At 72.8% G+C, this 26,197-nt stretch carries 23 protein-coding genes; 2 read left to right on the top strand and 21 right to left on the bottom strand.

Features of this window, described 5'->3' with window-relative positions; genetic code table 11:
• Window positions 1-78: 78 nt before the first annotated feature.
• The 12 genes from AC5R91_RS25220 to rimP form a co-directional block, all read right to left on the bottom strand.
• Window positions 79-1,491 (bottom strand): M16 family metallopeptidase, encoded by a 1,413-nt coding sequence (locus AC5R91_RS25220; RefSeq protein WP_495393777.1) that lies wholly within the window; start codon window positions 1,489-1,491, stop codon window positions 79-81.
• Between the two features lie 9 nt (window positions 1,492-1,500).
• The gene (locus AC5R91_RS25215) at window positions 1,501-3,690 is read right to left on the bottom strand and encodes a polyribonucleotide nucleotidyltransferase (protein ID WP_495393776.1); all 2,190 of its coding nucleotides are present in this window, start codon (window positions 3,688-3,690) and stop codon (window positions 1,501-1,503) included.
• 279 nt (window positions 3,691-3,969) lie between these two features.
• Window positions 3,970-4,239, bottom strand: a complete 270-nt coding sequence (gene rpsO / locus AC5R91_RS25210; RefSeq protein ID WP_009742365.1) for a 30S ribosomal protein S15 — start codon at window positions 4,237-4,239, stop codon at window positions 3,970-3,972.
• Window positions 4,240-4,538: 299 nt separating this feature from the next.
• Window positions 4,539-5,468 carry a bifunctional riboflavin kinase/FAD synthetase gene (locus tag AC5R91_RS25205; RefSeq protein ID WP_495393775.1) on the bottom strand — a complete coding sequence of 310 codons (930 nt, stop codon included), beginning with the start codon at window positions 5,466-5,468 and terminating at the stop codon, window positions 4,539-4,541.
• Window positions 5,469-5,534: 66 nt separating this feature from the next.
• Window positions 5,535-6,458, bottom strand: coding sequence for a tRNA pseudouridine(55) synthase TruB (truB, locus tag AC5R91_RS25200; protein WP_495393774.1), 924 nt, complete (start codon window positions 6,456-6,458; stop codon window positions 5,535-5,537).
• Window positions 6,455-7,588, bottom strand: coding sequence for a DHH family phosphoesterase (locus AC5R91_RS25195; RefSeq protein WP_495393773.1), 1,134 nt, complete (start codon window positions 7,586-7,588; stop codon window positions 6,455-6,457). Before AC5R91_RS25195 ends, truB begins: the two co-directional genes overlap by 4 nt.
• Before the next feature lie 61 nt (window positions 7,589-7,649).
• Window positions 7,650-8,258, bottom strand: a complete 609-nt coding sequence (rbfA, locus tag AC5R91_RS25190) for a 30S ribosome-binding factor RbfA (protein ID WP_495393772.1) — start codon at window positions 8,256-8,258, stop codon at window positions 7,650-7,652.
• Window positions 8,259-8,489: 231 nt separating this feature from the next.
• A complete protein-coding gene (locus AC5R91_RS25185; protein ID WP_495393771.1) occupies window positions 8,490-8,822 on the bottom strand; it encodes a DUF503 domain-containing protein in 333 nt (110 codons plus the stop codon).
• Window positions 8,823-8,908: 86 nt separating this feature from the next.
• Window positions 8,909-11,965, bottom strand: coding sequence for a translation initiation factor IF-2 (gene infB / locus AC5R91_RS25180; RefSeq protein ID WP_495393770.1), 3,057 nt, complete (start codon window positions 11,963-11,965; stop codon window positions 8,909-8,911).
• A gap of 219 nt (window positions 11,966-12,184) precedes the next feature.
• A complete protein-coding gene (locus AC5R91_RS25175) occupies window positions 12,185-12,517 on the bottom strand; it encodes a YlxR family protein (protein WP_495393769.1) in 333 nt (110 codons plus the stop codon).
• Window positions 12,518-12,524: 7 nt separating this feature from the next.
• Entirely contained in the window at window positions 12,525-13,619 is a 1,095-nt protein-coding gene (gene nusA / locus AC5R91_RS25170) for a transcription termination factor NusA (RefSeq protein WP_495393768.1), read from the bottom strand.
• Window positions 13,616-14,401, bottom strand: a complete 786-nt coding sequence (gene rimP, locus AC5R91_RS25165) for a ribosome maturation factor RimP (RefSeq protein WP_495393767.1) — start codon at window positions 14,399-14,401, stop codon at window positions 13,616-13,618. The genes nusA and rimP overlap by 4 nt, the downstream gene beginning before the upstream one ends.
• Before the next feature lie 406 nt (window positions 14,402-14,807).
• Between rimP and AC5R91_RS25160 the strand changes: the two genes are divergently transcribed.
• On the top strand, window positions 14,808-15,470 hold the full coding sequence (locus AC5R91_RS25160; RefSeq protein ID WP_495393766.1) for a hypothetical protein: 663 nt from the start codon (window positions 14,808-14,810) through the stop codon (window positions 15,468-15,470).
• Between the two features lie 95 nt (window positions 15,471-15,565).
• A complete protein-coding gene (locus tag AC5R91_RS25155; RefSeq protein ID WP_495393765.1) occupies window positions 15,566-16,006 on the top strand; it encodes a DUF4439 domain-containing protein in 441 nt (146 codons plus the stop codon).
• 15 nt (window positions 16,007-16,021) lie between these two features.
• On the opposite strand, the gene AC5R91_RS25150 is transcribed toward AC5R91_RS25155, so the two are convergent.
• The 9 genes from AC5R91_RS25150 to AC5R91_RS25110 all read right to left on the bottom strand — a co-directional run bounded on the left by AC5R91_RS25150 (window position 16,022) and on the right by AC5R91_RS25110 (window position 26,012).
• A complete protein-coding gene (locus AC5R91_RS25150) occupies window positions 16,022-16,477 on the bottom strand; it encodes an RrF2 family transcriptional regulator (protein WP_495393764.1) in 456 nt (151 codons plus the stop codon).
• A gap of 131 nt (window positions 16,478-16,608) precedes the next feature.
• Window positions 16,609-17,682 carry an ABC transporter permease gene (locus AC5R91_RS25145; protein ID WP_495393763.1) on the bottom strand — a complete coding sequence of 358 codons (1,074 nt, stop codon included), beginning with the start codon at window positions 17,680-17,682 and terminating at the stop codon, window positions 16,609-16,611.
• Window positions 17,672-18,433, bottom strand: a complete 762-nt coding sequence (locus AC5R91_RS25140; RefSeq protein WP_495393762.1) for an ABC transporter ATP-binding protein — start codon at window positions 18,431-18,433, stop codon at window positions 17,672-17,674. Before AC5R91_RS25140 ends, AC5R91_RS25145 begins: the two co-directional genes overlap by 11 nt.
• Before the next feature lie 57 nt (window positions 18,434-18,490).
• A complete protein-coding gene (locus AC5R91_RS25135) occupies window positions 18,491-19,570 on the bottom strand; it encodes an ABC transporter substrate-binding protein (protein WP_495393761.1) in 1,080 nt (359 codons plus the stop codon).
• Between the two features lie 479 nt (window positions 19,571-20,049).
• A complete protein-coding gene (locus AC5R91_RS25130; protein ID WP_495393760.1) occupies window positions 20,050-20,901 on the bottom strand; it encodes a GNAT family N-acetyltransferase in 852 nt (283 codons plus the stop codon).
• 13 nt (window positions 20,902-20,914) lie between these two features.
• Window positions 20,915-22,069: a flavodoxin-dependent (E)-4-hydroxy-3-methylbut-2-enyl-diphosphate synthase gene (ispG, locus tag AC5R91_RS25125; RefSeq protein ID WP_251746192.1), complete on the bottom strand. Its 1,155-nt coding sequence runs from the start codon at window positions 22,067-22,069 to the stop codon at window positions 20,915-20,917.
• Window positions 22,070-22,192: 123 nt separating this feature from the next.
• Window positions 22,193-23,377 carry a M50 family metallopeptidase gene (locus AC5R91_RS25120; RefSeq protein WP_495393759.1) on the bottom strand — a complete coding sequence of 395 codons (1,185 nt, stop codon included), beginning with the start codon at window positions 23,375-23,377 and terminating at the stop codon, window positions 22,193-22,195.
• Between the two features lie 178 nt (window positions 23,378-23,555).
• Window positions 23,556-24,779: a 1-deoxy-D-xylulose-5-phosphate reductoisomerase gene (gene dxr / locus AC5R91_RS25115; protein ID WP_495393758.1), complete on the bottom strand. Its 1,224-nt coding sequence runs from the start codon at window positions 24,777-24,779 to the stop codon at window positions 23,556-23,558.
• A gap of 186 nt (window positions 24,780-24,965) precedes the next feature.
• Window positions 24,966-26,012, bottom strand: a complete 1,047-nt coding sequence (locus AC5R91_RS25110; protein WP_495393757.1) for a CE1 family esterase — start codon at window positions 26,010-26,012, stop codon at window positions 24,966-24,968.
• Between the last annotated feature and the right edge of the window lie 185 nt (window positions 26,013-26,197).

The raw sequence follows: 26,197 nt of genomic DNA, 5'->3' as shown, positions 1-26,197 counted from the left end.
TGGCGGACGCCGGACGACGCCCTCGCCGCCGCGGCCGGACCGGCCGTCCGCGCGCCCGGGCCGGGCCGGGCCCGCGGATCAACGGGCGACGGCCGCGCCGAAGTCGTGGTCGTCGAACGGCCCGATGACGCCGAGCGCCCAGGGCTGCTCGACGAGCGTCGCCGCGACCTGCGTGACGTCGTCCAGGGTGACCGCGTCCACCCGGGCGATGATCTCGTCGACGGACAGCAGCTCGCCGTGGACGAGCTCACTCTTGCCGAGGCGGCTCATCCGCGAGCCGGTGTCCTCCAGCCCGAGGACGAGGGAGCCGTGGCTCTGCCCGCGGGCGCGGTCGAGCTCCTCGGCGCTGATCCCGCGCTCGGCGATGGACCGCACCTGGTCCCGGGCGATCGCCAGGACCTCGTCGGCACGCTTGGGGGCGCAGCCGGCGTAGACGCCGAACAGGCCGGCGTCGGCGAAGTGCGAGGCGAACGAGTACACCGAATACGCCAGGCCCCGCTTCTCGCGGACCTCCTGGAACAGTCGGGAACTCATCCCACCACCCAACGCCGTCGAGAGCACCCCGAGCGCGAAGCGGCGCGGATCGTGCCGGGACAGGCCGACCGTGCCCAGCACGAGGTTCGCCTGCTCGGTGGGCCGCTCCGACACGACGATGCCGGGCGCCGGCGGGTAGTCGTAGCGGCCGGCGCGCACTGCCGACGGATCCCCGGCCGACGTCAGATGGTCGCCGAAGGCATCCGCGACGAGCGCGAGCACGCGATCGTGCTCCAGGTTCCCGGCGACCGAGACAACCATCGCCGGCGGGACGTACCGGGAACGGTAGTAGTCGGCGATGGTCTCGCGGCCGAGCCCCTCGATCGACTCGATCGTGCCGAGCACCGGCCGGCCGAGCGCCGACGCGCCGAGCATCGCCTCGGCGAAGACGTCGTGGACGACGTCGCCCGGGTCGTCCTCGTGCATGGCGATCTCCTCGAGGATCACGCCACGCTCGGCCTCGACGTCGTCGGCGGTCACCAGCGAGTTGGTGACCATGTCGGCGACGACGCCGACGGCCATCGCGAGGTCGGAGTCCAGCACCCGCGCGTAGTAGCAGGTGTACTCCTTGCTCGTGAACGCGTTGAGGTCACCGCCGACCGCCTCGACCGACGCGCTGATCGTCAGGGCGTCCCGGGTCGGGGTGCCCTTGAACAGCAGGTGCTCGAGATAGTGGGAGCAGCCGGCGGTCACCGGGGTCTCGTCCCGCGAGCCGACGCCCACCCAGACGCCGATCGCGGCCGAGCGGACCCCGGGGACGCGCTCGGTGATCACGCGCAACCCGCCGGGCAGCACGGTGCGCCGCACCGCGCCGCCCAGCAACGTCTCGCTGCCGGAGCCCCCGGCGAGCAGGCGGGCCACCCGCTCACCGGCGTCCGCGGCGCCCCGAACCGAGGCGCCGACGCCGTCGGCGCCGTCGGTGGAGCGGGTCAGGTCAGGGGCGGGGGTGTCGGACACGGCGGGCCGTCAGGAAGCCGCCGCCGCGTCCGCGGCCTCGGCACTCGGAGAAAGGCTGATCTTGCCGCGGGCGTCGATCTCGGTGATCTCCACCTGGAGCTTCTGTCCCACGGTCAGCACGTCCTCGACCTTCTCCACCCGCTTGCCGCCCGAGAGCGTCTTGAGCTTGGACACATGCAGCAGGCCGTCCCGGCCCGGGGTGAGCGAGACGAACGCCCCGAAGTTGGTGATCTTGACGATGGTACCGAGGTACCGCTCGCCGACCTCGGGCATCTGCGGGTTGGCGATCGCGTTGATCGCCGAGCGGGCGGACTCCGCCGAAGGGCCGTCCACCGCGCCGATGTAGATCGTGCCGTCGTCCTCGACCGTGATCTCGGCGCCGCTGTCCGCCTGGATCTGGTTGATCATCTTGCCCTTGGGCCCGATGACCTCGCCGATCTTGTCGACCGGGATCTTCACCGAGATGACCCGCGGGGCGTGCGCGGACATCTCGTCCGGGCTGCCGATCGCCTCCGCCATGACGTCGAGGATCGCCAGCCGCGCGCCGCGCGCCTGCTGCAGGGCCGAGGCCAGCACCGAGGCGGGGATGCCGTCGAGCTTGGTGTCGAGCTGCAGGGCGGTGACGAAATCGCGAGTGCCGGCGACCTTGAAGTCCATGTCGCCGTACGCGTCCTCGGCGCCGAGGATGTCGGTCAGCGTGACGTAGGCGTCGTCGGCGTGCACGAGTCCCATCGCGATGCCGGCGACCGGCGCCTTGAGCGGTACGCCGGCGTTGAGCAGGGACAGCGTGCTCGCGCAGACCGACCCCATCGACGTCGAGCCGTTGGAGCCCAGCGCCTCGGAGACCTGCCGGATCGCGTAGGGGAACTCCTCGCGGCTGGGCAGCACCGGCAGCAGCGCCCGCTCGGCGAGCGCGCCGTGGCCGATCTCGCGCCGCTTCGGCGACCCGACGCGACCGGTCTCGCCGGTGGAGTACGGCGGGAAGTTGTAGTTGTGCATGTAGCGCTTGGTCCGGTCGGGGTTGAGCGTGTCGACCGTCTGCTCCATGCGCAGCATCGCCAGGGTGGTGACGCCGAGGATCTGCGTCTCGCCCCGCTCGAACAGCGCCGAGCCGTGCACCCGCGGGATGTAGTCGACCTCGGCCGACAGCTCCCGGATCTCCGTCGTCGATCGGCCGTCGATCCGCACGCCCTCGGTGACGATGCGGGAGCGGACGAGCTTCTTGGTCAGCGCCCGGTAGGCGGCGCCGATCTCCTTCTCCCGCCCCTCGAACTGGGCGGCGACCTTCTCCGCGGCCAACTGACGGACCCGGTCGAGCTCGTTCTCCCGCTCGGCCTTGCCGGCGATGCGCAGCGCGGCGGACAGCTCGTCGCCGACGGCGGCGGACAGCGCCTCGAGCACGTCGTCGTGGTGGTCGATGAAGACCGGGAACTCCCGCGTCGCCTTGCCGCCGGCCAGCGAGGCCAGCTCGCTCTGGGCGCGGCACAGCTCGCGGATGGCGGGCTTGGCGGCCTCGAGGCCCGCGGCGACGACCTCCTCGGTCGGCGCGGGCGCGCCGCCGGCGATCAGCTCCACCGTGCCCGGGGTGGCCTCGGCCTCGACCATCATGATCGCCACGTCCGAGCCGTCCTCGACGACGCGGCCGGCCACGACCATGTCGAAGGTGGCCCGGGCCAGCTCCGAATGCGTCGGGAAGGCGATCCACTCGCCGTCGACGTACCCGACCCGGGTCGCACCGATCGGGCCGGTGAAGGGCAGCCCGGACAGGGTCGTCGACGCGCTGGCCGCGTTGATCGCGACGACGTCGTAGAGCGTGTCCGGGTCGAGGGCCAGCACCGTGGCGACGACCTGGATCTCGTTGCGCAGCCCCTTGGCGAACGAGGGGCGCAGCGGCCGGTCGATGAGGCGGCAGGTGAGGATCGCGTCCTCACTCGGCCGGCCCTCGCGACGGAAGAACGAGCCGGGGATCCGCCCGGCGGCGTACATCCGCTCCTCGACGTCCACCGTCAGCGGGAAGAAGTCGAGCTGTTCCTTGGGCTGCTTGCTGACCGTCGTCGCCGAGAGCACCATCGTGTCGCCCAGGTAGGCGACGGCGGAACCGGCGGCCTGCCTGGCCAGCCGACCGGTCTCGAATCGCACCGTACGGTTTCCGGCCGGGGTCGCAATGACCGCCTCGGCCGCATGTGTCGAGTCGTCCACTCGAACCACTCCATCCTCTTCTTCGGCCGGGTCCACGCAGCCGATCTTGTTCTCCGGGCCGGGTCCACGTCTCGAGGATGCCGGTGCTCAGTCGAAGCCCCCGGGGAGGGCACTGCCCGCTCCCGGCGACCACGACCGAGGACCGGCGGCTCTCGCCACCACGGACCCGGTCAGGTCCTCCGATCCGCCGGCGGAGACCTCCGCCGGCGGGCGACGCATCTGGTATCTACCCCCGATGCGTCAGAGGGAGCGTCCCCGAAGGGCCGCTCCCTCTTCGCGCTACCGTCGTAGCCCGAGTCGCTCGATCAGGGCCCGGTATCGGTTGATATCCGTCTTCGACAGGTAGTTCAGCAGCCGGCGGCGGCGCCCGACGAGCAGGAGCAGACCCCGGCGGCTGTGGTGATCGTGCTTGTGCACCTTGAGGTGCTCGGTCAGGTCGCTGATCCGACGGGTCAGCATCGCGACCTGCACCTCGGGCGAGCCGGTGTCCCGCTCAACGGTGGCGTAATCGGACATGATCTTCTGTTTGACGTCGCTCGCGAGCGGCACGCTCCACCCTCTCCTTCTGCTTCGGGACGGCGCGCGCCCGGGGTCTTCCTCACCCGAACCGACCGCCGGACCACGGCCTCATCGCCGTGTGGTCCGGACACGCCGCACCCGCCTGGACCCGAAGCCTATCAACCCGAGGGGAACCGCTCGGACACCGGTGGCCCCCGTACCCGCGGGCCTCCACCCCGGCCCCCGCTCCCCGACCGGGCCGACGCCCAGCCGGGGCCGACGCCCAGCCGGGGCGCACGCTCAGACAGGCCCGCGCTCAGACAGGGCCCACGCTCAGACAGGGGCCGCCCTTAGACAGGCAGGGTGACCGCCCTGGTCGCCTCGACGTCGGCAGCCATCTGCGTGACGAGCTCGTCCACCGACTCGAAACGCAGCGTCGGGCGCAGGCGGCTGGTGAACTCGTAGGCCATGTACTCGCCGTAGAGATCCCCGTCGAAGTCCAGCAGGAACGCCTCCACCCGCCGCTCCCGGCCGGCGAACGTCGGGTTCGTGCCGATCGAGATCGCGGCGGGCTGACGATGGCCGTCCCAGCAGGCGAACCCGGCGTACACCCCGTCGGCCGGCACCGCCGCCCATGGCGTCACCTCGACGTTGGCCGTCGGGTAGCCGATCGTCCGGCCGCGGGCGTCGCCGTGCACGACCACGCCCTCGACCCGGTGTGGTCGGGCCAGGGCCACGGCGGCCGACTCCACGTCGCCCTCGGCGACGCGACGGCGGATCTCGGTCGAGGACAGCACCCGGTCTCCCGAGCGGACCAGCCGGACCCCGTCGACCTCGAACCCCTCCCGGGCCCCGTCCGCCGCCAGCGTGGCCAGCGTGCCGGCGGCCCGATGGCCGTAGGTGAAGTTCTCCCCCACCACGACCACGCTCGCGCCGAGCCGCTCGACCAGCATCCCGTGCACGAACTCGGCCGGGGGGAGCCGGCTGAAGTCCAGCGTGAACGGCTGCACGCACAGCGCGTCGACGCCGATCGCCGCGAGCAGCTCGGCCTTGTGCCGCAGCGTCGTCAGCAGGGCCGGATGGCTGCCGGGGCGGAGCACCTCCCCCGGATGCGGATCGAAGGTGAGCACGACGGCCCGTTCGCCGCGGTCGCGGGCGCGGCGCACCGCCTGCCCGATGATCTGCCGATGCCCGAGGTGCACCCCGTCGAAGAAACCGATCGTGACGACCCCGCCGCGCCACTCGGCCGGCGTGTTCTCCGCCCCTCGCCACGTTTGCACGTGGGAAGCCTAGGACATTCTCGCGCGGTACGGTCGAGCGCCGCCCGCCCCCGGCCGCGCGCGGCGTCAGGCCGGGGCGAACACGACCAGCGAGCGGACCGCCTCGGCGCTTTCCTCGACCAGTGCCAGCACGGACCCGTCCGGGCCGAACACGCCGTAGGTGCCCGGCCGCCCTACCGGCGCCAACCGGCGGCCGTGACGCACGTCGACCGCCGCGTCCCCGGCCACGTCCCGGCGCGCGAAACCGGCCGAGACGGCCTCCGACAAGCCGATGACCGCCCCTGCGCCCAGCTCGGCGAACGTGTCGAGGCTCACCGCCCGGCCCAGCCCGAACGGCCCCACGACGGTGCGTCGCAGCGCCGTCAGATGCCCCCCGCAGCCCAACGCCGCCCCGAGGTCACGCGCGAGCGCCCGGATGTAGGTCCCGCTGGAGCAGCCGACCGTCACGTCGAGATCGCAGCCCCCCTGGTCCGCCAGGCCGTCGGCGCTGCGGCGGGCGAGCAGGTCGAAGCGGTGCACCGTGACCCGGCGGGCGGCGAGCTCGACCTGCTCACCGGCCCGCACCCGGGCGTAGGCGCGCACCCCGCCGACCTTGACCGCGCTGACGCTCGACGGCACCTGGTCGATCGACCCGGTCAGGGCCGCGATCGCCCGCGCGAGCCGCGCGGGGTCGACGTCGACGGGCCGGTCCTCGAGCGGCTCACCCTCGGCGTCGTCGGTCGTCGTGGTGCGGCCGAGCCGGATCGTCGCGTCGTACACCTTGTCGGTGAGTGCGAGGTGACCCAGCAGCCTCGTGGCCCGGCCGGCGCCGAGCAGGAGCACGCCGGTCGCCATCGGGTCGAGGGTGCCAGCGTGACCGACGCGGCGTTGGCCCAGGATGCGCCGGGCGCGGGCGACCACGTCGTGCGAGGTGAGCCCGGGCGGCTTGTCGACGACGACCAGCCCGTCGACCTGCGGCCCCCCCGCCGGGCGGGATCCCCGCGGGCTCACCGGACGCTCACGGCCGGGCCCCGCCCGGCCCGGCCCTGGGCGGTGACGGGCGTGGGCGCGCAGATGCGCCCGGCGGCCGCGTCGGGGCCGGTCAGGGCCCCGCCCGCGGGGTCGGCCAGCCGCGGCGCCCGAGCCAGCGCCGCCCGCACCGTGTCCATGAGCTCCGGCAGCTCCGCGCTCGTCACGAAGCCGGCGGCCAGGCGGTGGCCGCCGCCCCCGAGACCGGCGCACAGCGCGCCGACGTCGACGCTCCCCTTGGACCGCACGGAGACCTTCCAGACGCCGTCGTCCTGCTTGCAGATCAGGGCGACCTCGGCCTCGGAAGCCGTACGCAACGTGTCGATGAAGCCCTCGATCTCGTCGTAGTCGAGCCCAGCGGCCCGCAGGTCGGCCTGGGCACACCAGGTCCAGGTCAGGTCGTGCTCGGGTTCCAGCCGGGCCCGGCCCAGCACCTCACCGAGGAGCTTCAGGTAGCCGAACGGGTGGGTGTCCCACAACGCCTGGCTGATCAGATCGTGCCGGATGCCGGTGGCCAGCAGGCGCGCGGCGAGGCGGTGCACCGCGGGCGTCGTCGCCGCGAACCGGAAGGAGCCGGTGTCCGTGACCAGGCCGGTGTAGATCGCCGCGGCCAGGTCCGCGTCCAGCGCCACCCCGAGGGCGTCGATCAGGCCGACGACCATCGCGCTGGTCGAGGCGGCCTCGCTGTCGACGAGGTTGAGGTCGCCGAAACGGGTGTTGGAGGCGTGATGGTCGACGACGACCACCCGGCTGCCGGCGGTGATCCGGGCGAGCCGGCCGAGCCGGGACCGGCTGGCCGCGTCCAGGCAGACCACGAGACCCGGCCGGGCGGTGATCGCCACCGGATCGACGAGCAGCTCCTGACCGGCGAGGAAGCGCAGTGTCCGGGGAACGGCGAAGGGCTCGGCGTCGAAGGACACCCTCGGCCGCGCCCCGAGCGTCCGCAGCGCCAGCGCGAGGGCCAGCGCCGAACCGAGGCTGTCGCCGTCGGGATTGACGTGCGCGACGAGCAGGATGTCGCCACCGGCGTCGACGGCCGCCGTCAGCGCGGCCACCACGGCCGCCCGGTCGGCCGCCACGAGATCGCTCGCGTCGCTCATCGCCCGTCCCATCGCCGTGTCCGTGGCCCGCCGACGCACCGGCGGTTTGCCCCCTTGGAGCGGCTTATCACTCTCAGCGCCCGACGGTCGGATCGCCGCCGGGTGACGCCGGATACACCTGGTGGCCACCGGCCGCGCCGGCCTCCCACGCCCGGGCATCTGCGTCTGGGGCGTCGACCGCGTCGACCGCGTCGAACTCCTCGACCTCGTCGAACTCGTCGACGAGGTCGGTGTCCGCGTCGTCCTCGACGTCGTCGTCGACGGTCCGCGGACGGCGGTAGGGATCCTCGTCGCCCGCCGGCCGGGCGTCGCGGCGCACCTCGGCGAGCCGGGCATCCCGCTCGCGGGCGACGCTGATCAGCTCCTCCAGGTGCTTGGCGTCGTCGGGCAGCCGGTCGTGCACGAAGGTGAGGGTCGGGGTGACCTTCACGCCGGTGGCGCGGCCGACCTGGCTGCGCAGCAGCCCGCGAGCGGACTCGAGAGCCTCGGCCGACGCTTGGCGTGCGGCCTCATCGCCGTACACGGTGTAGAACACGGTCGCGTCGACCAGGTCGGGCGTGACCCGCACTTCCGTGACCGTCACCATGCCGAGGCGGGGATCCTTCACGCCGCGTTCCAGCGCGGACGCGACCACCTCACGAATTCGCACGGCCAGCTTCCGTGCCCGGGCCGGATCAGCCACCGTAGACCTCCTCGCTCCGTGTTACCTCGGCGTCGTTCCCGCCGCGATCCCGCCCACTCGGAGACGCCACCATGATCGGTACCGCGCGGGGATCGGTACCGCGCGGGGATCGCTGCCGCGGAATCGCTGCCGCGTGATGGACAGCCACCACGCGGGAGTTCCAGCCGCCCACCGGAGGCCGATCGCCTGAGCGAGGGCCGGGCAGGCGCTCGGCGCCCACCGGCGTGCGGCTCAGTCGAGGGTGCCCGCCGACTGGTGGGGCTGCCCGTCGGCGTCGTCCTCGGCCAGGCAGCGCTCGCGCGCGGCGAGGACCTCGACCTCGGGGCGCCCTGCCACCAACTGCTCACAGGCGCGCAGGACCTCGATGCAGTGCGCACGGTCGGCGGCGACGACCGCCATCCCGATCTCGGCCCGGCGGTGCAGGTCGAGATGCCCCGTCTCGGCGACGCTGAGGGCGAAACGACGGCGCAGTTCGGCCACGATCGGCCGCACCACCGAACGCTTCTCCTTCAGCGAATGCACATCCCCGAGCAGCAGGTCAAGGCTGAGAGTACCGATCCACATGGTCGTCTCCCGCGGTGCCGCACGAGCCGGCGGTGCCGACCGGGCGCGCAGGCGCCCGACCGGCCGGCACCGACCGACACTGTGCCTCAGACGCGGGGAACCTCCCGCTGCTCGAAGGTCTCGATGACGTCATCGACCTTGATGTCGTTGAACGACCCGAGACCGATACCGCACTCGTAGCCCTCACGGACCTCGGTCGCGTCGTCCTTGAACCGCTTGAGCGACTCGACCGTGAGGTTGTCCGCCACGACCACGCCGTCGCGGATGAGGCGGGCCTTGGTGTTGCGGCGGATGATGCCGGAGCGGACGAGCGAACCCGCGACATTGCCGATCCGCGGCACCCGGAAGACCTCGCGCACCTCGGCGGTACCGAGCTGCGCCTCCTCGTAGACCGGCTTGAGCATGCCCTTGAGGGCGTTCTCGATGTCCTCGATGGCCTGGTAGATCACCGAGTAGTACCGGACCTCGACACCCTCGCGGTCGGCCAGCTCCGTCGCCTTGCCCTGCGGGCGGACGTTGAAGCCGATGATGACCGCGTCCGACGCCGACGCCAGCATGACGTTGGTCTCGGTGATCGCACCGACACCCCGGTCGATGATCCGCAGGCCGACCTCGTCGCCGACGTCGATCTTGAGCAGGGCGTCCTCGAGAGCCTCGACCGAACCGGAGACGTCGCCCTTGAGGATGAGGTTGAGCTGGGTCTTCTCGCCCTCCTTCATCCGCTCGAGGATCGTCTCCAGCGTCGGGCGACCACGGCTGAGCGCGAGCTCGGCGTTGCGCTCCCGCGCCTGCCGGCGCTCGGCGATCTGGCGGGCGACCCGGTCCTCGGGCACCACCAGGAAGTTGTCACCCGCGTCGGGAACGCTGGTGAAGCCGAGCACCTGCACCGGACGGGCCGGACCCGCCTCGGTGACCTGACCGCCGTGCTCGTCGAGCATCGCGCGGACCCGGCCGAACGCCTCACCGGCGACCACCGAGTCGCCGACCCGCAGCGTGCCGCGCTGGACCAGCACGGTCGCCACCGGGCCACGGCCACGGTCGAGTCGGCCTTCGATCGCGACGCCCTGGGCCTCGGTACCCGTCGGGGCCCGCAGGTCCAGCGAGGCGTCGGCCGTCAGGATGATCGCCTCGAGCAGCCCGTCGATGTTCGTCTTGTTGCGGGCGGAGACGTCGACGAACATCGTGTCGCCGCCGTACTCCTCGGCGACCAGCCCGTACTCGGTGAGCTGCCCGCGCACCTTCGCCGGGTCGGCGCCCTCCTTGTCGACCTTGTTGACGGCCACGACGACCGGCACCCCGGCCGCCTGGGCGTGGTTGAGCGCCTCGATGGTCTGCGGCTTCACCCCGTCGTCGGCCGCGACCACGAGGACCACGATGTCGGTGACCTGGGCACCTCGGGCACGCATGGCGGTGAACGTCTCGTGACCCGGGGTGTCGATGAAGGTGATCGGCCGCTCGTCGCCGTCGACCACCGCCCGCACCTGGTAGGCACCGATGTGCTGGGTGATGCCGCCGGCCTCGCCCCCGACCACGTCGGTGAAGCGGATGGCGTCGAGCAGCTTCGTCTTACCGTGGTCGACGTGACCCATGACGGTCACGACCGGCGGCCGGATGCTGAGCTCGACGTCGTCGCCGTACTCGCCGCCGAAGGACAGGTCGAAGCTCTCCAGCAGCTCCTTGTCCTCGTCCTCCGGGCTGACGATCTGCACTTCGTAACCGAGGGTCACGCCAAGCAGCTGCAGCGTCTCGTCGGTGCAGGACTGGGTCGCGGTCACCATCTCACCGAGCTGGGTGAAGACGACCTGGACCAGCGCGCCGGGGTTCGCGTCGATCTTGTCCGCGAAGTCGGCCAGCGAGGCGCCGCGCGGAAGTCGGATGGCCTGCCCGTTGCCACGGGGGACCATCGCGCCCATCCGCGGCGCCTCCAGGCCGCTCTCCCATTCCTGCCGCTTGGCGCGCTTGGACTTGCGCTGACGGCCTGGGCGACCGCGGCCACCCGGGCCGAACGCGCCCGCCGTGGTACCGCCACGCCCGCGACCACCCGCCGCGGGACGACCGCCACCGCCGCCACCGGGACGACCCGGCGCGCCGGCACCGGCACCGCCACCGCCGCCACCGGGACGGCCGGGAGCACCGCCGCGACCGGCGAAACCGCCGGGACGCGGGCCGCCACCGCCACCGCCACCGGGACGACCCGGCGCGCCGCCACCGGGACGGCCGGGAGCGCCGCCCGCGGGACGGGGCTGGAACATGTTCGCGTTGGGCCGCGGACCTCCGCTACCTCCCGGCCGCGGCGGCATCCCGCCGGCACCACCAGGGCGCGAGCCGGGACGCGGCGGCATCGAGCCGGGCGAGGGGCGAGGACCGCCGGCGCCGGGAGCACCGGGACGAGGCCCACCCGGGCGAGGACCCGGGCGCGGCGCACCCGGCCGCGGCGGGGAGGCCGGGCCGGAGCCGGACTGACCGGCCGACTGGCGGGGCCCGGCGGACGGCGTCGTGTACGGGTTGTTGCCGGGCGCGGACGGCCGGGGGCCGGGGCGCGGACCGGGACGAGGGCCACCGGCGGACGGACCGCTGGGAGCGCTGCCGCCGGGCGGCGGAACCGGGGCGCCGGGACGCGCACGGCCGGGGGCCGCGGGGCCGGCGGGACGCGGGCCGGGCCGAGGGCCCGACGGAGCGGCCGGAGACGACACCGGAGGAGCCGACGCCGCGGCGGGCGGCGGCGCGGCCGCGCTCGCCGCGGCGGGCCGCGGCTGGGATGCCGGCACGCTCGGCGCCGGAGCGCCAAGTGCCGGAGCGCCAGGCGCCGGCGCACTCGGTGCCGGCGGCGCGGCCGGGCCGGGACGACCGGCCGGGCCGGGACGACCCGGGACGGGACGAGGGCCGGGTCGAGGCGCGAGACCCGGGCGCGGCGGGGCTGGGCGGGCGCCGTTACCGGGCGCCGGCCGACCGCCGGGACGCCCGCCCGAGGCGGGCCCACCCTCGGTGGGGAAGGCTTCCTTCAGCTTGCGGACGACGGGGGCTTCGACGGTGGACGAAGCGGACTTCACAAACTCGCCCAGATCCTTGAGCTTGGCGAGCACGGTCTTGCTGTCGACACCAAGCTCCTTGGCGAGCTCGTGTACGCGGGCCTTTCCTGCCACGGTGCTCCTTCGTTCGGCCCGCGGTCCGTGCCCGCGTGACCTCGTTACCTGCCGGTCGTGATCATGGCTGGGTGCTCATTGAGCGATCATCGCTGTCTCGACCTGCTTCCCTGTCGACGTCATCTGGCGCCGCCTCCCGGACCGGGCGCCGTGGCTGGCGGCGTCCGTCCCGTCTGACCCGGGCGCTCCGCTGCCGCGGACCACCCGTACCTCCTACCTTTACCCGACTTTCGCCCCGTCCGGAGCCCCCGCGGCGGACGGATCCCGCGGACGGGATCCGGCTGCCGCGGGGCGGAACCGCTCCAGATACAGCCTGACCTGCACCGACCCGAGCGGGCCCGCCACCCGCAGCGCTCGCGGGAACGCCTTACGACGCTCCGCGAGATCGAGACAGGCCAGGTCCGGATGCACGTGCGCACCCCGACCATGCATACGGCGACGAGCGTCCGGCAGGAGCTCGCCGCTGTCCACGACGATACGCAAGAGGTCGGAACTTGGCGCACGGCTTCGACATCCGATACAGGTACGGACGGGCTCCGCACGACACGCCATCATAAGTCTATCCCGCCCGACCCCGGGAGTGGCCACCCGCGGTGGGAGAGCGGCGCGGAACCCCGGGCGGCCCGGATCGCCGCGGCGCTCCCGCCGGCGGCGGCTCGGCGGCCGGCGGCCCGCCGGCCCGGTCCTCGGTGTCGGAATGGATGTCGATGCGCCATCCGGTCAGCCGCGCCGCCAACCGCGCGTTCTGCCCCTCCCGACCGATCGCCAGCGACAGCTGGTAGTCGGGGACGACGACCCGCGCCGACCGGCTCGCCAGATCCGTCACTTCGACCCGCGCCACCCGGGCCGGCGACAGGGCGCTGCCGACGAAGGTCGCCGGGTCGGCCGACCAGTCGACGATGTCGATCTTCTCGCCGTGCAGCTCGGCCATGACGGCGCGCACCCGGCTACCCATCGGCCCGATGCAGGCGCCCTTGGGGTTGACCCCGGCCACCTTGGAACGGACGGCAATCTTGCTGCGGTGGCCGGCCTCACGGGCGATCGCGGCGAGCTCGACCGTGCCGTCGGCGACCTCCGGAACCTCCAGCCGGAACAGGCCCTTGACCAGCTCAGGGTGGGTTCGCGACAGGGTCACGGTGGGACCGTGCGGCCCACGGGCGACGTGCACCACATAGCACTTGATCCGGTCGCCGTGCTCGAGCCGCTCGCCGGGGACCTGCTCGGCCGGCGGCAGGACACCCTCGATCGTGCCGAGATCGACCAGCACCACCTTGGAACCGGCCCGCTGCTCGTGATGCTGCACCACGCCGGAGACGACCTCGTGCTCACGGTCGGCGTACTGCCCGTAGGTGACCTCCTGCTGCGCCTCCCGCAGGCGCTGCATGATCACCTGCTTCGCCGTCATGGTCGCGATCCGGCCGAAGTCCGCCGGCGTGTCGTCGTACTCGCGACTGGTCCCGTCGGGACCCTGCTCGCGGGCGAGGACGGACACCTCCCCCGTCGTCCGGTCGATGACCACCCGGGCGTCGGGAGCCGACCCGGCCGTGTGGTGATACGCCGTCAGCAGGGCCGTCTCCATCGCCTGCACCAAGGTGTCGAAGGCGATGTCCTTCTCCCGCTCGATACCGCGCAGCGCGGCCACGTCGAGCTTCACCGGGTCATCTCCTCACCGGCCGCGCCCTGGGCGTCGGCCTGGCGGCCCTCGTCGTTGGATACCGGCCCCGGCGACGCCGGGTGATCGTCCTGATCGCCCTGCGTCGCACCATCACGGGCGGCGTGCGCCTGCGGCGCACCGGCGCTCACGCCGGAGTCCGGCGCGCCCGGCGCGTCCCCCGACGGTTGCGCCGGCGATTCGCCAGAAAGATCATCATACCCCTCGGCCGCGAACTCGACCTCCACCGTCGCCCGCTCGACCTGCGCATAGGTCACCCGCGCGACGCGACGCCGCTGCGGTCGCCCGCGCCGCGCCGGGCCGGTGGCAACGGCCAGATCCGCCCCGGCGTCGTCGGCGGACAGCACCCGGCCGGACAGGACATCCCCGGCGCTGTCCCGCACGGTCACCAGCCGTCCGACGGCGCGGCGCCAGTGCCGGGGCGCGGTCAGCGGCCGGTCGACCCCCGGGGAGGTGACCTCCAGGACGTAGGGCCCGGCGCTGAGGCCCTCGCCCGCCGCCTCCGCCGCGTCGAGCAGGTCCGAGACCACCCTGCTGGCCTCGGCCACCGCGTCCAGGTCGATGCCGCCGTCGCGGTCCACCGCCACCCTGACCAGGCTGCGCGAACCGGCCCGGCTCACCGTCACATCATCAAGATCGAAACCCGCCCCGGCCAGGCCGGACGTCAACCGGTCGCGCAACGCCGGCCGGACGGTCCCCGCCCGCCGAGCCGCTCCGGATGAGCCTCGGCCCCGTCCGTGACCGGACTCCCCCGCCCCTGACACCTGGTCCGTCCCTTCTCGTGTTCACGCCTGACCTGATCGTCTCGCCGCCCCCTGCCGGCCGGCCACCCCGCCCGACCGTCCGGGCCCCGGGCAGCCATGAAGCCGGCCGCCGGCGACCGGCCACCAGGAGCGATACCCGGGTTCGGCCGGACACCACGGATGCACCGCCGGGTTGGCCGGCGACGACGCATGGCGGTCCCCCGCCGGCGGACCACCGCCCACGAGCCCACCGGGCCACGGCGGCGGCGAACAGGATGAGATCCATAGCCTACGTCCGCCGCCGCGCCGGCCGGCCGGGGCCCGCGCGCCGAGATACCGCCGGCAGGCGGATGGATCGCCCGGGCGGGTCGGACGGCGGTCAGCCCGGCCGGCGGGATGTGCGAAGCTCGGGACCGTGGACCCGGCGTTGCACATACCCGTCTCGCGGCGGCGGATCCTGCTGGGGCTCGGCGGGCTCGTCCTCGCCGACGCCGTCGGGGTGGCCGGCTGCACGACCACGGTCTCACCCTCGACCGGGTCGAACGGCGGTCTCAGCGCGACGGACACGGCCGCGGCGCGGGGCGCGATCGGCCGCGCCACGGCGCTGGCGGCGGCATACCGGACCGCGGCCGGACGCCATCCGTCCCTGCGTCCCCTGTTCGACGCGCTGCGCGCACATCACGAGGTCGCCGTGTCGGCTCTGGGCGCGCAGGTCCCCGCCGCGGTCGCGACGATCCCGGCGGCCAGGGCCACCGGCTTGATCCCGGCGGCGTCCGCACCCGCCGGGCCCACGCCGGCCGGGGCGGCGGCGACGGCCGCGGTCGTCACCGACGACTCGCCCACGGCCCGCGCGGCGACGCTGGCCTCGCTGCGCGCCACCGAGAGCGGCGCGACGGCCGCAGCGCGCACCGACAGCCTGCGTGTGAGCGGCGTACTCGCGCCGTTGCTGGCCAGCCTGCACGCCGCCGGTGTTGCGCAGGTGGAGCTCCTCGACCTCTACAGCGCGCAGGCCGGCGCCGGCAGCCCGGCCTCGACCGCCGGCAGTGCCGGGAGCGTCGGGAGTACCGGGAGCGTCAGGAGTGCCGGGTGACCCCGGGCAGGCGGGGCGGACAGGTCGTCGCGGCCCCTTCCGCCGCAACGGGGACAGCCCGGGATAGCCCGGCGGCTTCCGGGCAGGCGGCCGCCGTGGCAGCCCTGAACACGATGCTCACCGCCACCCACGCCGCGATCTACGCCGCCGCGACGGCGGGCGGTGCGCTCGCGCCGCTGGGCCCCACGGCCGCCGGCGCCCGGGAGCTGGCCCGGCTGAGCTGGGTCGCCCATCAGGCGCTTCGCGACGACCTCATCGCCGCGATCGGCAGCCGCGGCGGTCAGCCGTCCCCGGCCCTGCCGGCCTACCGGATCCCCACGACGCCGGTCAGCGTCGCCGCCTCGCTGACCCTGCTGGCCCAGATCGAGGACGCCTGCGCCGTGGCGGCCCACGACGCCACAGCCGTCCTCGTCGCCGACGCCCGGGCGCTGGCCGTCGACGCCTTGGGCGGGGCGGCCGTGCGGGCCCAGCGGGCGCGCCTCGCGGCCGGCCTGCCGCCCGCCACGGCCTCCCGCGCGCTGCCGGGCGCGACGTGAGCGTCCGCCGATCCGCTAGCGAGTGGTCCAGGCATCGGGATCATTGCCGAGGGTGGTGACGATCTCCGGAAGGCGGCCGCCGGCGACCTCGGCGAGGGTCACGTTCTCCAGGACACGGCGCAGGTTGACCCGCACGGCGATCCAGACGTCCTGCAGGTTCTTGGCCGCACCCTCGTAGCAGGCGTCCTCGGGGCGGCGCCCGCGCACGCTCGCTAGCGGGCCGTCGGTCACCCGGATCACCGTGGCGACCGTGATCTGGTCGGCGGGGCGGCCCAACTGGTAGCCCCCGTCGGCGCCCCGACGGCTCTGGACCAGCCCGGCCCGGCGCAGATCGGTCAGGATGTTCTCGAGGAAGCGCAGCGGCAGATCCTGCGCCAGGGCCAGCGACTCGCCCTTGACGAGCTGACCGTCACTCGCCGCCAACGTCAGGAGTGCGCGCAGCGCATAGTCGGCGCGAGCGGAGATCTGCATGCACCCATATTGCCGCCCGGCAGCGCCGAGCGCGCCCGACGGGTTGGCCTGGCGCGCCGCGGGTGCACGTGCCGGCACTCACCGTCCGCAGCGGCGTCCCGGCCACCCGAGGGAAACGGGACGCCGCTCGCTCACCCCGCGCCGCCGGAATGCCCACCGTCTCCGCCGCCGGCGCCCAGGTCGACCGGCGCATACGGCACCCCGCCGTCCCCGGAGCTTCCCCCCGGATCGATTCCGCCGTCGGCCACGCCGAGTCCCCGGCTCCCCCGGGCCGCCCGCACCGCGGACGTCCCCTCGGCGACGAGACCGCGGCGCACACGCATCCGCTGGTCGGCGGTGTTGAAGGCGGCGTCGACGACGACTCCGATGACGAAGATAGTGATCATCGAGGCCATCACCCCGACCGTGTCGAGCAGTTCCCGGGAGTTCTGCAGGTCGGCCCCGACCGAGGGATGGCCGGGAACGATGACCAGCAGCTCGCCGGCCATCAGGCTGCGCCAGGCGAACGCCCAGCCCTGCTTGAGCCCCGCGAGCACCGAGGGCAGGGCGGCTGGCACGACGACGTACCGGTACAGGGAGAAGCCGCGCGCACCCATGCTGCGCCCGACCCGTATCAGCAGCGGCGGCACATAGTCGACGCCGTAGATCACCCCGTTGGCGACCGAGGGGCCGGCCCCGAGCACCACGACGAACATGATCGCCGACTCGCTGAGCTTGAACAGCAGGATGGCCAGGGGGAACCAGACGATGGAGGGCATCGTCTGCAGCGCGGTGATGAAGGAGCCCACCGCTGTCCGCAGGATGGTGGAGCGGGAGACCGCCACCCCCACCACGACCCCGATCACGACCGCGAGGGCGTAGCCCTCCAGCGCCCGGACCAGGGTGCGCGCCAGGGCGTCCCAGAAGTGGCTGGTGCCCAGGCGGCTGCCGAACTCCGACAGGGCCTTACCCGGTCCGGGCAGCACGTAGGAGGGCTTCCAGCCGCTCCAGACGACGACCTGCCACAGCAGCAGGAACAGAGCGAGGGCGCCGATCTTCGGCCACGTGCCCGACCACACCCGCGCCGCGAACGGCCGCTGCTGCGCGGTCGGGATGTCGAGCGCGTCGAGCCCTGCGAGCGCGGCATCGACCTCGAGTCCGGTCTCGGTGTCGAGGGCGGTCGACCGGGTGCGGAGCTGGGTCGAGGCGCTGCTGTCAGTGGCCATGCCGGCCGACCTCCTCGCGTAGGCGCGTGGTCACCTCGGTGGCCAGCTCCGCGACCCGCGCGGAGTCGATCCGCCGTGGCCGCTCGATGTCGACGTCGAAGACCTCCGCGACCCGCCCGGGCCGGGAGGACAACAGCACGATGCGGTCGCCGAGCCGGACGGCCTCACGGACGTCATGCGTCACGAAGATCACCGTGACGCCTGTCTCCCGCCAGATCCGCTCCAACTCGTCGTGGAGCAGATCTCTGGTCATCGCGTCGAGGGCGCCGAAGGGCTCGTCCATGCAGAGGATGTCGGCCTCCTGCGCGAACGCCCGGGCGAGACTCACCCGCTGGCGCATGCCCCCGGACAGCTCGTGGGGACGCTTGTCGGCCAGCCCGGCGAGGCGAACCATCGAGAGCAGGCTCTCCACCCGCTCCCGCCGCTCGCCGCGGCGGATACCCCGCAGCCGCAGCGGCACCTCGATGTTGCCGCCCGCGGTGAGCCACGGCAGCAACGCCGAGTCCTGGAACATCATCCCGGCGCGCCGGCCGGTGATGTCCACGGTGCCGGTGGTCGGCGCGTCGAGCCCGGCGATCAACCCTAGCAGGGTCGATTTACCGCAGCCCGACGCGCCGAGCAGACAGATGAACTCGCCGGACCGGACATCCAGGGAGACGTTGTCCAACGCCTGCACACGTGCGGCGCCGGAGCCGAAGAACCGGCTGACGCCGTCGATGCGCACGGCGGTGTCGGAGCGGACAGCGGTCACGGATCATTCCCTCGTTGCGGTGGAGACGCACGCCCGGCCAGGCGCCCTGCGGGTGGATCAGGAGTCGGAGACGGTCGCCTTGCCCTGCTTCGCCAGGATGTCGTTGAGGATCGTCAGGTCGAAGATGCCGTCGAGCTTCGGATTCTTGATCAACCCGAGCTCCTCCTGATGCTTGGCCGAGGTGAGCAGGGAGGCGGCAATCGGGTCGGGCGTGAACGTCAGCGACTTCCACGCCGAGGTCAGGACCTTGTCCGACAGCGGCTTGCCGGCAAGCTTGCCCAGGGCCGTGTTGGTGACCGTCGCGGCGGCGTTCCGGTCGGCGTTGAGACCGTTGATCGACGCCACGTTGGCGCTGACGAGCCGGCGGACGATCTCCGGGTTCTTCTTCAGGTAGTCGGTGCGCACCAGCAGCACTGTCGTGACGAACTGGCCCTTGGTCTCGGGCCACTCGTCGGCCTCGTTCACGAGCACCTTGCCGCCCGCGGCGACCAGCCGGGACGCCGTGGGCTCGGGCACCCAGGCGCCGTCGATCGCCTTGTTGGTGAAGGCGTCGACGGTGATGGAGTTGTCCTGCGGCTTGATCGAGACGTCGCCGCCGCCCTGGGTGTCCGTCTTCAGGCCGTTCTTCTTCAGGTAGTAGCGCAGCGCCACGTCCTGGGTGTTGCCGAGGCTCGGCGTCGCGAGCGTGGTCCCCTTGAGCTGCGCCACCGAGGTGATGTCCGGCCGGACCACGAGGGCCGCGCCGCCCGACGTCGCGCCGGAGACGATCCGCACCGCCTCGCCGTTCGACTTGATGAAGCTGTTCACCGCGGGGTTCGGCCCGATGTACCCGGCGTCGAGCGCCCCGGACAACAGCGCCTCGGCCTCCTGCACCCCGGAGTTGAACGTCGAGATCTTCAGCGTGACGCCGGAGCCGAGCTCCTTGGTGAAGATCCCCTTCTCGACGCCGTAGAGCGCGGGCGCGTGGGTGAGGTTCGGGAAGTACCCGAGGCGCAACGTCCCGCCCACCTGGCCGGGCGTCGCGTTCGCCGAGGCGTTGGCGTCATCGCCCGAGCTCGAGCAGCCCACCACCGCCAGTGCCAGTGCCCCGGCGGTGATCAGTGGCGTCATGGCTCGCCACAGTCTGCTCGGCCTCATGAAAACCCCCTTCGCGCAGGCTGACGCCCGCGCCATGCAAGTCAATCGACGTCATCGGGATGGTAAGCATGCCAGATGCCCCGCATCCTGGCCATGTGCCTTCATCGTCCAGACATCGTTCAGCAATAGAAGAGCTGAATTTCTGGGCAATCTCAACAAAACGGACAGAATTTGATGATGGAAGACTGATCCCCGCGGACCATCCCGGAACAGGCTGCGGACCAGGTCACAGGCCTGTTCGGCAGGCGCGACGCGGCGGCGCGGACGATGCGGCGGCGCGGACGATGCGGCGGCACGGACGATGCCCGGGCTCAACGTCAAAGCTCAGCGCGTGGCGGCGCGGCGCCCCCACGCGCCACCACGGACGATCGACAACCTGCCGGAACCCGGCCAGGCGACCCTCCGCGCCGCGCCCGGCCCGAGGCGCCCCCGTGTGGCCCGAGGCAATCGCACCTGGCCTGAGGCTGAGGGGAAGCGAGCTAGAAGAGGATCGAGGCGAAGGTGCCCACGCGCTGGAATCCGACCCGCTCGTAGGCTCGGCGGGCGGCGTGGTTGAAGTCGTTGACGTACAGGCTCACCCGCGGGGCGAACGCCGCCCGCGCAAGCGCGACGACGCTGGCGGTGCCGGCTGAACCCAGCCCACGCCCACGCAGCGCCGGGTCCACCCAGACGCCCTGGATCTGGCAGACGTTCCCGGCCACCGCGCCGATCTCGGCCTTGAACAGCACGCGGCCGTCGACGATGTGCGCGAACGAACGCCGCTGCCCGATGAACTCCGCGACGCGGGCCCGGTAGAGGGCCCCGCCGTCGGCGAGGACCGGGGACACCCCGATCTCCTCGGTGAACATGGCGATGCAGGCGGGCAGCAGGATGTCGAGCTCATCGGGCCGGACCGGGCGGACGGACGGGTCGGGCGCGATGAGCGGCGGCCCGTCGATCACGAGCAACGGCTGGTCGGACCGGACCTCGCGGGCCCGTCCCCAGGTCGGCTCGAGGTGCCGCCACATCGCCATGACCGACGAGGAGACGCCGACGACGGAGGAGCAGCGGCGGCCCTGCCGGCGGGCCCGCTCGGCGAACAGCTTCGCCGAGGCGGGACCCGCCGCCACGGGCCAGAGATTGGCGCCGGAGTAACACACCGCGGCCAGGCGGCCGTCGACCGTGTGACCCCACATCTCCGCGCCGAGCCGCCACGGATCAAGCCCGGCGGCCTCGACGCGGGACGCGACGAACACGTCGGCGACCGGATTACGGGCCAGCAGCTCGCGCACGGCGGGGAGATCCCGGTCGTCGAGCAGTCGCGTCGGCGCGGAGCGCAGCGGCAGGCCCATCCGGTCGCGCCGCCTAGCTGACGGTGACCGAAGGCTCGCCGGACGGGGTGCCGTCCGCCGTCATCTCCTCGGCCAGCCGCATGGCTTCCTCGATGAGGGTCTCCACGATCTGCGCCTCGGGCACGGTCTTCACGACCTCGCCCTTGACGAAGATCTGGCCCTTGCCGTTACCGGACGCGACGCCGAGATCGGCCTCCCGCGCCTCCCCCGGCCCGTTGACCACGCAGCCCATCACGGCGACGCGCAACGGGACCTCCATGCCTTCGAGACCGGCGCTGACCTGGTTGGCGAGGGTGTAGACATCGACCTGGGCCCGACCACAGGACGGGCAGGACACGATCTCGAGCTTACGCTGCCGGAGTCCCAGGGACTCCAGGATCGCGGCGCCGACCTTGACCTCCTCGACCGGCGGCGCGGACAGCGAGACCCGGATGGTGTCGCCGATGCCCTCGGCGAGCAGCGCGCCGAAGGCGACCGAGGACTTCACGGTGCCCTGGAAGGCGGGGCCCGCCTCGGTCACGCCGAGGTGCAGGGGGTAGTCGCAGGACTGGGCGAGCAGTCGGTAGGCCTGGATCATGACGACCGGGTCGTGGTGCTTGACCGAGATCTTGATGTCGCGGAAGTCGTGCTCCTCGAACAGCGAGCACTCCCACAGCGCCGACTCGGTGAGCGCCTCCGGCGTGGCCTTGCCGTATTTGGCGAGCAACCTCTTGTCGAGGGAGCCGGCGTTCACCCCGATCCGGATCGGGATGCCGGCGCCCTTCGCCGCGCGGGCGATCTCGCCGACCTTGTCGTCGAACGCCTTGATGTTGCCGGGGTTGACGCGGACCGCCGCGCAGCCGGCGTCGATCGCGGCGAAGACGTACTTGGGCTGGAAGTGGATGTCCGCGATCACCGGGATCGGCGACTTGCGCGCGATGGCCGCGAGCGCGTCGGCGTCGTCCTGGCTGGGGACGGCCACCCGGACGATCTGGCAGCCCGACGCGGTGAGCTCGGCGATCTGCTGCAGTGTCGCGTTGACGTCCGAGGTCAACGTGGTGCACATCGACTGCACGGAGACCGGAGCGTCACCCCCGACCGGGACGTTGCCCACGTTGATCTGCCGGCTGTGCCGCCGAGTGCCGAGCGGTCGGGCCGGAGCGGCTGGCATGCCCAGAGTAACGGTCACGTTGTCCTCACTGGCGAATCGGAACTGGCGAATCGAAAAAAAGGATCGACGTGCGACTGATTCGGCCTGTCGGCTGCGGGACGCAGGGCAGTAGGGCGCACGGTCTCGCGCAACCGTGCGGGATCACTGGTTCAGGCGGATCGGATTGAAGATGTCGGCGGACAGGAGGAGCAGGCTGAACCCGAGCAGGACGACAACCGTGGCGTACGTGGCCGGTAAAAGCTTGGCGAAATCCACCTTCTGTACCGGACCACGGTAGCCCCGGAGCCTGCGCAGACCGTGTCTGGCCTGCTCAAAGCCCAGCACGGCAATGTGGCCGCCATCCAACGGGAGCAGAGGCAGCAGGTTGAAGATGCCGACCGCGAGGTTGATCGCGGCTACCAGGATGAGGAACTGGCGCACCCGGTCGAGCACCGAGCTGTCAGGCGCCGAGACGACGTCACCGCCGATGCGCGCCGCACCCACGACGCTGATGAAGCCCTCGGGATCGCGATCGTCGCTGAAGATCTTACCGATGTCGCCGATCCGGTGGGTCAGCGTGTCGTACATGCCGGTGAAACCGGAGCCGATCACGTCGAAGGTGTGCGGAACGGCCTCGATCGGGTTGTAGTGCACCGTCTCGAGTCCCGGCCGGACGCCCAGCGCGCCGACCCGGTCGTTGCCCGCCTCGCCGGTGGAGCGGTTGCGGCGGACCTCGACGAGGTCCGGGCTGAGGGTCAGCGACCGTCCGTCCCGCTCCACCACGAGCGAGGCGGGGCCGGCGCCGTGCTCGCGCACCTGGCGGGTGAAGTCCTTCCAGGTGTGCACCGCGATTCCGTCGAAGCTGACCACCCGGTCGCCGGGTCGCAGCCCCGCGGCGGCGGCGGGGCCGGGCCCGGAGCAGCTCGCGGTCGTCGCCACGCAGCTCGTCGAGCCGATCTTCGACTCGCTGATCTGCGTGGTGCCGAGCGCGACCAGCACCCCGTAGATCAACACGATGGCGATGACGAAGTGCACGAAGGAGCCGGCGGACATGACCACCAGCCGGGCCCGGGCGCGGGCGTTGTGGAACGCCCGGGGCTCGTCGGCCGGATCGATCTCCTCCAGCGGCGTCATCCCCTCGATCTTGACGAAGCCGCCGGCGGGGATGGCCTTGATGCCGTACTCGGTCTCGCCGCGCTGGCGGGACCAGATCGTCGGGCCGAATCCCACAAAGAACTTCGAGGCCTTCATGCCGTAGTGCCGGGCGGTCACGAAGTGACCGCCCTCGTGCAGCACCACGGACACGAGCAGCGCCGCGGCGAACGCCACGATGCCGAGAATCGCCATCAGGTCGGCCTCCGCCCGACGGGACACCGTTCGGGGGCGCCCGGATGGACCCTGGCCCCCCGCGAACCACCGCGCCCGGCCCGGCCCGGGCGGATCACATCGACCCCGGAACGGAAGCCGGCCGGGTGGGATCCACCGCCCGCCAGGGACCCACCGCTCACTCCGGACAGAGCGTGATTCACACCGATTCCCGTTCGCTCTCGCGCCGGATCAATCGCTGCGCCGCGTCGCGCGCGGCCCGCTCGGTGGCGAACACCTCGTCGAGCGAAGGGTGATCGACGACCTCGTGTTCGGCGATGACCTCGGCCACCAGATCGACGATACGGACGAAGGGCAGGCGTCCGGCCAGGAAGGCGGCCACCGCCTCCTCGTTGGCCGCATTGAACACCGCGGGAGCGGTACCACCCCGGCGACCGGCCGTGCGCGCGAGCTCCACGGCCGGGAAGGCCACCTCGTCGAGCGGTTCGAAGGTCAGCGCCTGGGCCCGGGTCCAGTCCATCGGCGGCTGCGCCTCGGCCACCCGCTCCGGCCAGCCCAGGGCCAGCGCGATGGGCAGGCGCATGTCGGGCGGCGAGACCTGGGCCAGGGTGGACCCGTCGGTGAACTCGACCATCGAGTGCACCAGCGACTGGGGATGCACGACGACGTCGATGTCGTCGTAGGGCACCCCGAAGAACAGGTGCGCCTCGATCAGCTCCAGACCCTTGTTCATCAGGGTGGCGGAGTTGATCGTGACCACGGGTCCCATGTCCCAGGTGGGATGGGCCAGCGCCTGCTGCGGGGTGACGGCGGCGAGCTCGTCGCGGCGGCGCCCGCGGAACGGGCCGCCGCTGGCCGTGAGGACCAGCTTGCGTACCTCGTCGCGGCGGCCGCCGCGCAGGCACTGCGCCAACGCCGAGTGTTCGGAGTCCACCGGGACGAGCCGGTCCGGGTCGCCGCCGAGCGCGTCCAGGACCAGGGGACCCCCGGCGACCAGAGACTCCTTGTTCGCCAGCGCCACCGTCCGGCCGGCGGCCAGCGCGGCGAGCGTCGGCGCGAGACCGACGGACCCGGTGATGCCGTTGAGAACAATGTCACAGGGCCACTCGGCGATCTCGCTGGCCGCATCGGGCCCGGCCAGGATCTTCGGCACGGCGAACTCGCCCCGGCGGTAGCCCCGCCGCGTCGCCTCCGCAAAGAAGGCGAGCTGCAGGTCCTGGGCCGCCGATGCCGCCGCCACGCCGACCGCCTGGACACCGAGATCGAGTGCCTGGGCTGCCAGCAGGTCCACCCGGGACCCGCCGCCCATCAGCGCAACCACCCGGAAGCGCTGCGGATTGCGGCGTACGACGTCTATGGCCTGGGTTCCGATCGAGCCCGTGGACCCGAGCAGAACAACTTCACGCAGGTTCGAAGCCTCCACCACACCTCCATTCTCTCAGGCCCGTCGACGCCTCGGCGCCGCCCTGTTCGGTTCATGACAGGTGCCACCCGTAGATGTGCAATGGGTCTGACGGCCACTACCTTTTGTGACCTCATCCTCTCCCCGTCGAAGCGACGTCGACCCCAACCCGGCAGGGTCGCCGGTCTCGCACCCAACCGGGGGAGCTCATCCGTCCGCGGCCGCCGACGAGGGGGTCCCCGTCACCGAAGGTGATGGCGACGGCACGGGAGTCCCCGATCCGCCCGTGCCGGCGCCCGGGCTCGCACTCGCCGAAGGCGATGCGTTCGCCGCCGACGACGGTGTGGCCGGCGTGGCCGAGGCTGCGGGCGAGCCGCTCGGGGCGAGCGGGCCCGGCAGCGGGAGCGCCCCGCCCGAGCCCGACGTCCCCGCGCCGCCGCCGGCGACGTCCCCGGACGTGGGGGTGTAGCCGAAATAGGTCAGCGCCACGACGGTGGCGCTGAAGGCGTCCGAGGTCGGCCCGAGCGCCGGACGGGCCTGCGCGCCGGGCCAGGTGTGTCCGGCGCCCTGCATGGCCAGCAACCCGACGTCGCTCCCGTTCGGGCAGCCGGTCCACACGGTGCGCTGCCAGGCCGCGGTGTCCCGGGAGGCCTGGCTGGCACCGCTGCACCGTAGTGCGGAGGCGTAGCGGGCCAGCCGGTCGGGCGTCGACTGGGCGATCACGCCGGCGAACGGCGCCGGACGGGGGTCGCCCCCGCCGTCGAGCGGCGCGATCCGGTCGGCCGTCCCGTGGATCTCGAGCAGGTTCGTGGTGGGCGCCGCGCAGGAGGTGGGCAGCACGCTCGAGCCGACCGTGACCGCCGCCGCGAGCCTGCCCGGCAACGCGCAGGCCACGGTGAGCACCATGTTCGCGCCGTCCGCGTAACCTACGGCGAAGATACGCTTCGTGTCGAGGCACATCCGGCCCGTGAGCTCGTTGAGCAGCGTCCCCGCGAACAGCACGTCGTCGGGGCCGACGGCGGCGGAACGCGGAAAGTTCCACCGATCCTGCGCCCCGATCGGCGCCGCGACCGCGAAGCCGGCCTTGGTGCCCTGGTCGGCGAGCCGAGTGTAGGCCTCCAGATCGTCGGTGCTCTGCCCGAGATCGTGGAAGGTGAGGATCAGCGGGAGCGCCCGGGCCTGCGATCCCGCGGTGGGAACGGCCAGGACGTACGTGCGGTCGATGCCGCCGACCCGCAACGTACGGGTACTCACCCCGGACGGCAGAGTCTTACCGGTGACGCATCCGCTGGGTGGCGGCGGGGGGACCGTGGGCGTCGGGGACGCCGAGACGGCCGCCGCGCGCGGCTCGCGTCCGCCGGCGGGACCTGTCGCGGAGGATGGCCCCGAGCCGTGCTCCGAGCCGGCATCCCGCGAGATGGCGTACCACAACAGAAGCA

Source organism: Frankia sp. BMG5.60, assembly GCF_059428125.1.
This window is presented reverse-complemented; position numbering and strand designations above follow the sequence as displayed.